The organism is Spirillospora sp. NPDC000708, from assembly GCF_040299565.1.
In the GTDB taxonomy this organism is placed as follows: domain Bacteria; phylum Actinomycetota; class Actinomycetes; order Streptosporangiales; family Streptosporangiaceae; genus Spirillospora.
Map to the genome: position 1 here is coordinate 1 of NZ_JBEPCJ010000170.1, position 10,059 is coordinate 10,059.

Consider the following 10,059-nt stretch of genomic DNA (forward strand, 5'->3'; position numbering starts at 1 on the left):
CCGACCCCGCGCGCGGGATCGGGCGGACGGCCGGCTCGACACGGTCCTTCCCGGATCAGCCGCCGTCGGCGCCGACGGCGTCGAGGATGGCGGCGACCACGGCGTCGGGCTGCGAGGCCGCGATGGCGTGCGAGGCTCCGGCGACCTCGTGGGTCCCGCGGGCCGAGGCCCGCTCGGCCATGAACCGGATCGCCTCGGCCGGGATGTTGCGGTCGAGGCCGCCGAACACGAACCACGACGGCTTGGTGCGCCAGGCCGGCTCGCTCACCTCGAGCGCGTCGGCCAGCGCCCGCTCGGTCACCGGGCGCTGCGTCGCCGCCATGAGGGCGGCCTCCTCGGCGTCCAGGTCGGCGCAGAACTGCCCGTGGTACTTCTCCTCGTCGATCCGGAACTCGTTGCCGCCGGACGCGACCGGGTAGCCGACGAGCGCGCCCGCCAGGGTGCTGCCCTCGAACTTGCCGGACAGCTGCAGGGCGCTCTCGCCGGAGTCGGGCGCGAAGGCGCCGACGTAGACCAGCGACCGGACGGCCGGGTCCCCCGCCGCCGCCGCGGTGGTCACCATGCCGCCGTAGGAGTGGCCGACCAGGACCACCGGGCGGCCGATCCCGGCGACGACGTCGCGCACGTAGGCGGCGTCGCCCGCCAGCGAGCGCAGCGGGTTGGCCGCGGCGACGGCGCGGAGACCGTGGCCGTTCAGGCGCCGGATGACGCGGTTCCAGCTCGCGGATTCGGCGAACGCGCCGTGGACCAGGACGACGACGGGCTTCTCGGTGCTCATCAGGCGTCCTTCCCGGTGCCGAGGGCGGCCTTGATGACGGCGATGGCCTGGGCCGTCGCGGCCCGGGACGCCTGGGTGTCCCGGACGGGGTTCAGCATCATGAAGTCGTGGATCGCGGCGTTGTAGCGGATGCTCGTGGTCGGCACGCCCGCCTCGGTCAGGCGGCGGGCGTAGGCCTCGCCCTCGTCGCGGAGCACGTCGTTCTCGTCGACGATGACCAGCGCGGGCGGCAGCCCGGCCAGGTCGTCGAGGGTGGCGCGCAGCGGCGAGGCGGTGATCTCGGCGCGCTCGGCAGGATCGGTGGTGTAGGCGTCCCAGAACCAGGCCATCGCCTTGGCGGTGAGGTGCGGGCCGTTGGCGAACTCGCGGTAGCTGGCGGTGTCCTGCGCGGCGTCGGTGACCGGGTAGTACAGCGACTGGTGGACGAACGTCACGTCCCCGCGCCGCTTCGCCATGATCGCCAGCGCGGCGGCCATGTTCCCGCCGACCGAGTCGCCCGCGACCGCGAGCCGGGACGGGTCGAGGTCCTGCTCCGCGCCGTGCCGGATGATCCACTGCGCGGTGGCGTAGGCCTGCTCGATCGCGACCGGGTAGCGGGCCTCGGGCGAGCGGTCGTACTCGACGAACACGAACGCGGCCCCGGTGCCGGCGGCGAGCTCGCGGACGAGCCGGTCGTGGGTGCCGGCGTTGCCGAGGACCCAGCCGCCGCCGTGCACGTACAGGACGGCCGGCAGGACCGTCCCGGCGGTCCCGGCGGGCCGGACGATGCGGACCCGGACGTCGCCGACCTCCGCCGGGACCGTGATCCACGTGTCGTCGACGTCGGGCGCCGCGACCGGGCCGGCCTGGACGTCGTCGAGGAGTTTTCGCGCCCCCTCGGTCCCGCGCTCGTACAGGAGCGGCGGTTTCGCCGCGGCCTCGCCGAACTCCTGCGCCGCAGGCTCCAGGACGTGCTCGCTCATGCCGTGCTTCCCTTCTCCGTGGTGGTGCCGGCCGGGCGGGTCGCCGGGCCTGGCGCTTCCTCGCGGAAGTCGATCTTTCGGTGGGTCCCGTCGCACAGCGGTTTGCCGGAGGAGTGCCCGCAACGGCACAGGGTCATGCGGTTCCGGGTCTCCAGGGGCCGCCCGTCGGCGCGGTGCACCGGCACGCCGCCGGTCACCCACAGCGCGCTGGCCAGCCCGTCCTCCTCTTCGAGGACGGACACGGCCGGCGGGAGGTCGGGCTCGACGGTCTCCCCGCCGCGCCGCAGGGCGTAGCTGTAGGAGCCGGAGGGGCAGTGGTCGATCCGCCCCATGATGTTGGAGCGGACGTCGCTGTCGCCGGTCTCGGCGAGCATCTCCGCGATCGGCCGGGTGCGGCCGATGCAGAACGCGGCGTGGATGCACAGCTCGCCGACCCGCTGCGCCGAGATGGCCACCCCGTCGTGCACGTGCTGCAGTTCCTCGTAGGGCCGGACGTCGGCGGTCTCGGTGCCGTCGAACCCGATCAGGGCGTGCGTCCCGTCGCAGAACGGCTTCGACCCCGAATGGCCGCAGCGGCACAGCGCGTAGGTGGCCTCCGTCGGCAGCGCTTCCCCGGTCCGCCAGGTGAGCGCGTTGTTCTCAGCAGAGACGATCTTGCGTTTGCGGCGGAGCGGGACGCCGCCGTAGACGAGGTACGGGCCGTCGGGGAGCACGTTGATCCGCTGCGGCTCGTGGCCGGCGGTCCATCCGCGTTCCTCCGGCGGGACGTACTCGAACGTGGGGCCGGCGGTGGCGTCCTCGCCGTCGGGCGTCCGCATCAGCGCCTGGGCCTGCGCCTTCAGCTTGTACATCGTCGCGACGGCGACCGCGAGCAGCCGCGGGCTGCCGTTGAACGCCTGCTCCAGCAGGTGAAGCAGCGTGCAGTACGTCCGGTTGAACTCCTCCTGGGCCGTCCGGATCGCGCTGCCGGGAGCGTGGTCGGCGATCTTCGGGTTGGGACGCATCGGCAGGACGCCGGCGAAGTCCACGGTGAGCGGCTCGCCGGTGGGCCCGGACCGCGGGGTGTCGCCGCGGCGGTACCGCCGCCCCGTCCTGAGCTCCTGGAAGCGGTAGTAGTGGGCGACCTCGTCCCGGTCGGGGTGGTGGACGTCCGGGTCGCCGTCCCAGACCGCGCCGCGGGACGTGCCCTCCCCCTCCTCGACGATCTCCTCCAGCGCGGTCAGCGCCGTGGCGAGGCCGGTGACGGCGATCATCCGTCCGGCGGTGTGCGAGAAGTGCTCGGCGCCGACCTGGCGGGCGGGGTCGCCGGTGAAGACCGCCGCCTCGCCGAGCCGGTCGCACAGCCCGCGCAGCCCGGCCTCGACCGCCTCGTAGAACTGCCCGATCGTCTCGTAGCCGTCGCCCTCGGCGGGGGCGCCGGGCGGCGCCGGCCGCTCCAGCCGCAGGAACATGTCGAGCGCCTCGTCGCCGAACGGGAGCAGCGACAGCTCCAGCGACGGCGCGGCGTGCGGGAGCCGCCGGGGGTGCGGCGGCAGCAGCTCCGGCGCGTCCAGCCGCGGGCTCCCGCCGACGGCGTTGAGCAGGTTCGCGGCCAGCGCCAGGTGAAGCATCTCCTCGATGAAGACGCCCGCCACCGCTTCGACGGCCTCGGGGTTGCGCTCCGGGTCGAGCGAGTAGAGCGCGCACAGGTACGGCGGCAGGGTCGCGTGCTCCAGCTCGATCGCCCACTGGAGGTGCTCGCGGAGATCGTCGAGCGTGGCGATCCCCGCCGGCGGGAGGGGAACGGGGGCATGCTGCCGCCCGGCCGGGTGGTTCATGGTGTCTCGCTTCGGATGTCGTGGGGTGGGCGGGGGTCAGGCGCCTTCGCCGGTGCCGGTGCCGGTGCCGCGCGACCGGGGGTCGGCCTCCAGTTCCTCGGCCGCGCCGAGGAGGTTGCGGAGCTCGACCTCCTCGCGCTCGACGTCGGCCGGGTCGAACAGCCACTCCGAGGCCGGCGGCCCGGCCGGTCCCGGCTCGCTCGCCACGGCGAGGTCCAGTTCGGCCTCGACCTCCGCCTCGAACTCGATCTCGAACTCGTCGCCCGTCGGCCTGCTCATCTGTCCTCCACGCGGGGATCGTCGGGACGGCCGCCGGGCGGCCCGCCCGGCGGCCGGGCCGTGGTGCGGGCGCGGCCGGGCCGTCGTGGTGCGGGTGCGGCCGGGCCGTCGCGGTGCCGGGTCAGGAATCCCGGGGAACGCGCAGGTGGGCGCGCTCGGCGAGCTCCGCCTCGTCCACCAGGGTCAGCATGGGCTTGCCCGGCTCGCAGAGCATCGTGACGACGAACCGGACGGGCATGTCGTCGCGGTTGTTGCCGTCCTGGTAGTGGATGACGTCGCCGCCGGGCTCCCAGAACGCCTCGCCCGCCGGGACCGGCCGGGGCGGCTGCCCTTCGAGCTCCATCAGCATCTCGCCCTCCAGCACGTAGCCGAACGCGGGACCGGGATGCCGGTGCGGCGGCGCGCCGGGGTCGCCGGGCGGGTACTCGATGACCACGGTCATGGCGTGCGCGCCGGCCGGGATGAAGGGCGGCTCGACCTCCTGGACGGTGGTCAGCGCCGTCTGCCACGCGGTCGACCTGGGCTTCTGCTCGGCGGCGGTGGAGTCGGAACCGGACATGGAGGCGCCTCCTCGGCTTGTCGGTGCGGACGGTGTCACTTGACGGGGGTCACTTGACGGGGAGGTCACTTGACGGGGTTCGCCGCCAGCCAGTCGGCGTACCTGATCTCGCCGAGGGTCGCGGCGCCCTCGTCCGGGACGAGGTCGCGCTCGTGCATCTCGGCGCCGAAGTAGTGCGCGTGCGGGTCGGTGACCACCTCGCGCGGGTCGCCCCACGCCGCCAGCGCCTTGCGGAAGAACTCGTCCATCCGGGACACCTCCGGGCCGGCGATCTGGATCCGGCCGTTCAGCGGCTCGCCCGCCGCGGTCCGCGCGACCGTCCGGGACACCTCCTCGCCCGCGATCGGCTGGAACAGCACCGGCGGCATCGGGACGGTGTCCCCGCCGGCGGCGGCCTCGTCGGCGATCCTGCGCCCGAACTCGAAGAACTGCGTCGCGTGGATCAGCGAGAACGGGATCGGCGACTCCGCGATCAGCCTCTCCTGCGCGACCTTCGCCCGGAAGTACCCGATGTCGGGCCGCCGGTCGGTGTTCACGATCGTCAGCGCGACGTGGTGGCCGACGCCCGCCTTCCTCTCCGCCTCCAGCAGGTTGCCGGTCGAGGTCGTGAAGAAGTTCAGCACCGCCGTGTCCTCGAAGGACGGCGAGTTGGAGACGTCGATCACCACGGACGCGCCCTCCAGGACCTCCGCGAGCCCCTCGCCCGTGAGGGTGTCGACGCCGGTGTTCGGCGCGGCCGGCACCGCCTCGTGCCCGTGCTGCCGGAGCATCTCCACGGCCTTGGAGCCGATGAGGCCGGTACCGCCGATGACCACGATCTTCATGAGGATCCCTTCCGTCCGCCGGGCCGTCGGTCACCGCCCGGTCGCCAGCTAAGACAGGCCGCCCCGCCGGGCTGTGACAGCTCCGGCGGAAGATTCCGGGAAGCGGCCGGATCGGGCCCCGGGCGTCACAAACGGGGCTCCTCCCTTGTCTTCGCGGCTGGACGAGCCATGCGACGACGGGAGCGAGACCGTGCCGCCAGCAGGTGCCGCGTGCCGGATCCGGGTCCGGATGACCGCGCGCGCGATCGACGAGCCGCACCGCGCATCGAGCCAGCTGGAGCTGCTGTTCGACCTCACCTTCGTGGTCGCGGTCGCGGCGGTCACCGCCCGGTTCGCCGAGCACGTCGCCGGCGGGCACGCCCTGTCCGGACTCGTCCCGTTCCTCCAGGTCTTCTTCGCGGTGTGGTGGGCGTGGATGAACTTCACCTGGTTCGCGTCGTCGTACGACACCGACGACATCCCGTACCGGCTGCTGACCATGCTGCAGATGGCGGGCGTCCTCGTCCTCGCGGCGGGCGTCCCGGCGGCGGCGGACCACTCCGACTACCGCACCGTCGCGATCGGCTACCTCGTCATGCGGACCGCCCTCGTCGCGCAGTGGCTGCGGGCGGGCGCCGAGGACCCGGCAGGCCGCCGCACCGCGCTGCGTTACGCCCTCGGCGTCACCGTCGCGCAGGCGGGCTGGATCCTCTGGCTCGTCGCGGCCGAGGCGGGCGCCCTGCCGCCGGCGACGCGGGTCCCGTGCTTCGCGGCCCTGGCCCTGCTGGAGCTCGCGGTGCCGCGGTGGGCGGAGCGGGCCGGCCCCACCAGCTGGCATCCGCACCACATCGCCGAACGCTACGGCCTGTTCACGATCATCCTCTTCGGGGAGAGCGTCCTCGCCGCGTCCAACGCGGTCGCCGGGGCGCTCGACGAGGCGGAGGTCAGCGGCCGGCTCATCGTCATCGCCGGGTCCGGCCTCGTCCTGCTGTTCGCCCTCTGGTGGCTCTACTTCCTCGTCCCGGCGGGCGAGGCGCTCAGCGACGGCCGTCACCGGTCCTACCGGTGGGGCTACGGCCACTACGGCGTCTTCGCGAGCCTCGCCGCGCTCGGCGCGGGGCTCGAGGTGGCGGTCGGGCAGACGGGGCACGACGCCGGGGCGTCGCCGCTCGCGGCCTGCTACGCCGTCGCGATCCCGACCGCGCTGTTCGTCCTGCTGCTCTGGACGGTCCACACGCCCCTGCCGGGCGCCCGCGTCATGCATCCGGCGGTGGTGCTGTGCGGGGTCGCCGCGGTCCTGCTGCTGCCGCTCGCGGCGCCGGGGGCCGGGGTGGCCGCGATCGTCGCGGCGATCGCGGCCACCTGCGTCCTGACGGCCGTCCTCACGATCATCCCGAACCGGGAGGGGCGCTGACCGTCCGGCCGGCGGCCCGGATGCGGCGCCGCTCGCCCGGGGTCGTCCCGGCCCAGATGCCCTCCGGCTCGCCGGTCGTCAGCGCCCATTCCAGGCAGCGGCGCGCGGCCGGGCACGCGGCGCAGACCCGGCGGATCTCGGCGATCTGTTCCGCGTGGACGGTCTCGTCGCCCAGCGGAAAGAACAGATCGGCATCGACAGAGACGCACGACGCGGTCTCGGTCCAGTGCAGATTCATCGTGTTCGCGCCCTTTCCGCGGGTCCGGGCGATGGATCGTTAGTCGTCACTGTCCCTCCAGCCGAGTGCGTCCATTTCGGGGCCGAGAACAACGGTCTCCGAAATGGCGCCCGGCCGGACCCGTGTGAGTCCCTAGCCGAATCCCTAGGAAGCCCTGGGAAGCCCTAGGCGAATCTCCGGCCCCCGGCGGGCGCCACCGACGTCGGCGGCTGGAGCGCCACCGCCAGGCCGGTCAGGCGAAGCGCCGTCGCGCCGCGCAAATGCGGGAGGTCCGCGGAGCCGTCGCCCGTGCGGGTGAGGAAAGCGACCTGTTCGGTCCAGGTCAGATCGGTCGATCCGGCGTCGCCGGTCATCTGGACTGTGACGAGCGAGGTCCAGCGGAGCACCTCGTCGACAGTGGATTCGTAGACGTAGACGATGCGCCGCTCCGGCACGATGTCGATGTAGCGGGACCGGTAGTCGAGATGTTCCGGCGCCGCGTCCAGGACGGCGAACGTGCTCTGAGCGGTCTCGCCGCCGCCGACGCGGAACTCGTGGTGGTACGTGGCTCCGGACCCGGGGAGCTTGACCCAGCGCCGCCGGACCGCGTCGTCGGCGAAGGCGGCGAAGACCGCGGACGGCGGCGCGTCCAGCCGCCGGGAGATCGTGAAGGTCTCGTGGCGGACCTCCGTTCCGCCGTCCGTCCGCCTCGGTCCGGTGTCCTGGTCGCTCATCCCGCGTCCTCCGTTCGCTGGCCGCCGCAGCGGGCCTCCGCACTTACGATCGGTAGGAATCGCGGATCGGCGGGCATTAATCCCCCTCGCCAATACGCACTTTGAGGTAGGCAACGCAACGCGAAGGGCCGAATCGCATGGACGCCGCGCTCCGCGCCGAACTGACCGCGCAGGGGGTCGCGCCCGACTGCGTCGAGACCATCGGGCTCGTCCGCGACATCCTCGCCCGCGTCGGCGACAAGTGGACCGTCCTGATCGTCACGGAGCTGGCGTCCGGCCCCATGCGCTACACCGCCCTGCACGAGAGGATCAGCGGCATCTCCCAGCGGATGCTCAGCCACACCCTGCGCGCGCTGCACCGCGACGGCCTGGTCACCCGGACCGCCTACCCCGAGGTCCCCCCGCGGGTCGAGTACGAGCTCACCGCGCTCGGCCGCTCGCTCGCGCAGGCCGTCGACCACCTCGTCCTCTGGGTGCGGACCCACCGGTCCGCCATCGCCGGCAACCGCGACGCCTTCGACCACGACGGCTGACGTGCGACCGCGGCCCGGTCCCCGCCCGCCCGCGGACGGGGACCGGCCGCCGTCAGACGGTGTACCCGCCGTCCACGGCCAGGGCGGTGCCGGTGACGTAGCGGCCGCCGGGACCCGCCAGGTAGACCACCGCGGCGGCGATGTCCTCGGCCTCGCCGTACCGTCCCAGCGCGGTGAGGGAGCGCTGGAAGCCGGCGGTCTCGCCGCCGGCCGGGTTCATGTCGGTGTCGATCGGTCCCGGGTCCACGACGGTGGCGGTGATCCCGCGCGGCCCCAGCTCCCGCGCGAGCCCCTTGGTCAACCCGACGAGCGCGGACTTGGCCGTCGCCTGCAGGACGAAGTTCGCGCCGGGAACGCGCCCGTTGAAGCACGACCCGATGCTGATGATCCGCCCGCCGTCGCCCATGTGGCGCGCGGCCGCCCGGGCGGCCAGGAACACCGACCGGACGTCCACGGCGAGGACCCGGTCCAGTTCCTCGTCCGTCACCTCCGCCAGCGGGCCGTAGGCGAGGAAGCCCGCGTTGTTCACCAGGATGTCGATGCGGCCCAGTTCCCGCACCGTCCGCTCCACCGCCTCCGCCGCGGCGTCGGGACGGGTCAAGTCGGCCTGGACCACCGCGGCCCTGCCGCCGTCCGCCTCGATCTCCTCGGCGACCTTCCGCGCTCGGTCCGCCGCCTCGACGTAGGTCAACGCGACCGCCGCTCCCGCACCGGCCAGCCGCTTCGCCGTCGCCGCGCCGATTCCGCGGCTGCCGCCGGTCACCAGCGCCACCTTGCCGGTCAGTTCACTCATCGCTGCTTCCCTCCCTGGACGATCCGCTCGTCATGGCGGCAAGGTAGGAGCTCACATTGGTGTCAGGTTCAAGTGGTCTTCACGGGGTGCGGAATGCGGATCGGTGAGCTGGCCCGGCGCAGCGGCGTAAGCGAGCGTTCCCTGCGCTACTACGAGGCGCAAGGACTGCTCCGCGCCGAACGGACGCCCGGCGGGCACCGGGACTACGGCGAGTGGGCGGTCGACCGCGTCGTCCGCATCCAGACCCTCTACGCCGCGGGCCTGAACAGCAAGAAGATCGCCCAGCTGCTGCCCTGCATGAGGGACGGCGACGGCCGGCCGAACGAGATCGCGACCCCGAAGCTCGTCGAGGAGCTCGCCGCGGAGCGCGACCGCATCAACCGCCTGATCGGCGATCTGGTCCGCTCGCGCGACGTCCTGGACGAAGTGATCGACACGGCGTCCGGGAGCGCGGCCGACGACCGGGCTCCGCTCGCCGCCCGCCCCTGACCACCGGCGCCGGCGCGGATCCATCCGCGTGCCCGTGTTCCAGGGGCGTACCCGCACTCCCGGATGCACGAATGGCTCAGGGCCGCCGGACCGGGTGGTCTGGCGGCCCTGTGTGGCCGGGTTGTGTGGGGGTCAGGCTTTGTTGAAGGTGTGCTTGGCCCACAGGTAGGAGGCGAGGGCGATGGCGGTGCACCAGGCGGTGGCGATGGCGGCGTTGTTGCCGATGGGGGTGTCCAGGAGGAGGCCGCGGATGGTTTGCATGATGGGGGTGAAGGGCTGGTATTGGGCGAACCAGCGCAGGGCGGTGGGCATGGAGTCGGTGGGGACGAATCCGCTGCCCAGAAAGGGCAGCAGGACCAGGGGCATGGGGGCGTTGCTGGCGGCTTCGGGGGTGGAGGACTTCAGGCCGAGGGCGACCGACAGCCAGGTGATGGCGAAGGCGAACAGGGTGAGCATGGCGGCGGCGGCGAGCCAGTCGGTGGCGCCGGCGTGGGGGCGGAAGCCGATGGCCAGGGCGATGGCGATCAGGACGGTCATGCCGAGGAGTTGCTGGATGACGGCGGCGATGACGTGGCCGGTCAGTACCGAGGCGCGGGAGATGCGCATGGTGCGGAAGCGGGCGATGATGCCTTCGGTCATGTCGGTGGCGACCATGACGGCGGTTCCGGTGGCGCCGGTGGC

13 protein-coding genes are annotated in these 10,059 nt (G+C 73.3%); 3 read left to right on the forward strand and 10 right to left on the reverse strand.

Features of this window, described 5'->3' with window-relative positions; all coding sequences use genetic code 11:
* Nucleotides 1-55 precede the first annotated feature (55 nt).
* From ABT299_RS51195 to ABT299_RS51220, 6 genes are all read right to left on the reverse strand, one after another.
* Nucleotides 56-778 (reverse strand): alpha/beta fold hydrolase, encoded by a 723-nt coding sequence (locus ABT299_RS51195; RefSeq protein WP_190856892.1) that lies wholly within the window; start codon nt 776-778, stop codon nt 56-58.
* Nucleotides 778-1,740 carry an alpha/beta hydrolase gene (locus ABT299_RS51200; RefSeq protein WP_500255302.1) on the reverse strand — a complete coding sequence of 321 codons (963 nt, stop codon included), beginning with the start codon at nt 1,738-1,740 and terminating at the stop codon, nt 778-780. Before ABT299_RS51200 ends, ABT299_RS51195 begins: the two co-directional genes overlap by 1 nt.
* On the reverse strand, nt 1,737-3,557 hold the full coding sequence (locus ABT299_RS51205; RefSeq protein ID WP_500255303.1) for a ferritin-like domain-containing protein: 1,821 nt from the start codon (nt 3,555-3,557) through the stop codon (nt 1,737-1,739). Before ABT299_RS51205 ends, ABT299_RS51200 begins: the two co-directional genes overlap by 4 nt.
* Before the next feature lie 36 nt (nt 3,558-3,593).
* On the reverse strand, nt 3,594-3,836 hold the full coding sequence (locus ABT299_RS51210) for a hypothetical protein (protein ID WP_500255304.1): 243 nt from the start codon (nt 3,834-3,836) through the stop codon (nt 3,594-3,596).
* 121 nt (nt 3,837-3,957) lie between these two features.
* The gene (locus ABT299_RS51215) at nt 3,958-4,395 is read right to left on the reverse strand and encodes a cupin domain-containing protein (protein WP_500255305.1); all 438 of its coding nucleotides are present in this window, start codon (nt 4,393-4,395) and stop codon (nt 3,958-3,960) included.
* 65 nt (nt 4,396-4,460) lie between these two features.
* Nucleotides 4,461-5,219, reverse strand: coding sequence for an SDR family oxidoreductase (locus ABT299_RS51220; protein WP_500255306.1), 759 nt, complete (start codon nt 5,217-5,219; stop codon nt 4,461-4,463).
* A gap of 190 nt (nt 5,220-5,409) precedes the next feature.
* Between ABT299_RS51220 and ABT299_RS51225 the strand changes: the two genes are divergently transcribed.
* Nucleotides 5,410-6,612, forward strand: a complete 1,203-nt coding sequence (locus tag ABT299_RS51225; protein WP_500255307.1) for a low temperature requirement protein A — start codon at nt 5,410-5,412, stop codon at nt 6,610-6,612.
* Here the strand turns inward: ABT299_RS51225 and ABT299_RS51230 are convergent.
* A complete protein-coding gene (locus ABT299_RS51230; protein WP_206699970.1) occupies nt 6,587-6,850 on the reverse strand; it encodes a WhiB family transcriptional regulator in 264 nt (87 codons plus the stop codon). The two genes, ABT299_RS51225 and ABT299_RS51230, sit on opposite strands and share 26 nt — an antisense overlap.
* Before the next feature lie 164 nt (nt 6,851-7,014).
* Nucleotides 7,015-7,563 (reverse strand): SRPBCC domain-containing protein, encoded by a 549-nt coding sequence (locus ABT299_RS51235; protein WP_500255308.1) that lies wholly within the window; start codon nt 7,561-7,563, stop codon nt 7,015-7,017.
* A gap of 137 nt (nt 7,564-7,700) precedes the next feature.
* Here ABT299_RS51235 and ABT299_RS51240 point away from each other — a divergent pair, with 137 nt between their 5' ends.
* Entirely contained in the window at nt 7,701-8,096 is a 396-nt protein-coding gene (locus ABT299_RS51240; RefSeq protein ID WP_500255309.1) for a winged helix-turn-helix transcriptional regulator, read from the forward strand.
* A gap of 52 nt (nt 8,097-8,148) precedes the next feature.
* Here the strand turns inward: ABT299_RS51240 and ABT299_RS51245 are convergent, their stop codons facing one another.
* Entirely contained in the window at nt 8,149-8,889 is a 741-nt protein-coding gene (locus ABT299_RS51245) for an SDR family NAD(P)-dependent oxidoreductase (protein WP_433241208.1), read from the reverse strand.
* 93 nt (nt 8,890-8,982) lie between these two features.
* On the opposite strand from ABT299_RS51245, the gene ABT299_RS51250 reads away from it, so the two are divergent.
* Complete coding sequence (locus tag ABT299_RS51250) at nt 8,983-9,378, forward strand: MerR family transcriptional regulator (protein WP_190856901.1); 396 nt, start codon at nt 8,983-8,985, stop codon at nt 9,376-9,378.
* A gap of 132 nt (nt 9,379-9,510) precedes the next feature.
* On the opposite strand, the gene ABT299_RS51255 is transcribed toward ABT299_RS51250, so the two are convergent.
* Nucleotides 9,511-10,059, reverse strand: a 549-nt coding sequence (locus ABT299_RS51255; protein WP_500255310.1) for an ABC transporter permease, incomplete at its 5' end; no start/stop codon positions are given.

Bases quoted from the DNA above. Each gene is read 5' to 3' on its own strand.
- ABT299_RS51195 (WP_190856892.1), bottom strand. From the start codon at position 778: ATGAGCACCGAGAAGCCCGTCGTCGTCCTGGTCCACGGCGCGTTCGCC.
- ABT299_RS51230 (WP_206699970.1), bottom strand. From the start codon at position 6,850: ATGAATCTGCACTGGACCGAGACCGCGTCGTGCGTCTCTGTCGATGCC.
- ABT299_RS51250 (WP_190856901.1), top strand. From the start codon at position 8,983: ATGCGGATCGGTGAGCTGGCCCGGCGCAGCGGCGTAAGCGAGCGTTCC.
- ABT299_RS51215 (WP_500255305.1), bottom strand. From the start codon at position 4,395: ATGTCCGGTTCCGACTCCACCGCCGCCGAGCAGAAGCCCAGGTCGACC.
- ABT299_RS51200 (WP_500255302.1), bottom strand. From the start codon at position 1,740: ATGAGCGAGCACGTCCTGGAGCCTGCGGCGCAGGAGTTCGGCGAGGCC.
- ABT299_RS51235 (WP_500255308.1), bottom strand. From the start codon at position 7,563: ATGAGCGACCAGGACACCGGACCGAGGCGGACGGACGGCGGAACGGAG.
- ABT299_RS51205 (WP_500255303.1), bottom strand. From the start codon at position 3,557: ATGAACCACCCGGCCGGGCGGCAGCATGCCCCCGTTCCCCTCCCGCCG.
- ABT299_RS51240 (WP_500255309.1), top strand. From the start codon at position 7,701: ATGGACGCCGCGCTCCGCGCCGAACTGACCGCGCAGGGGGTCGCGCCC.
- ABT299_RS51210 (WP_500255304.1), bottom strand. From the start codon at position 3,836: ATGAGCAGGCCGACGGGCGACGAGTTCGAGATCGAGTTCGAGGCGGAG.
- ABT299_RS51245 (WP_433241208.1), bottom strand. From the start codon at position 8,889: ATGAGTGAACTGACCGGCAAGGTGGCGCTGGTGACCGGCGGCAGCCGC.
- ABT299_RS51220 (WP_500255306.1), bottom strand. From the start codon at position 5,219: ATGAAGATCGTGGTCATCGGCGGTACCGGCCTCATCGGCTCCAAGGCC.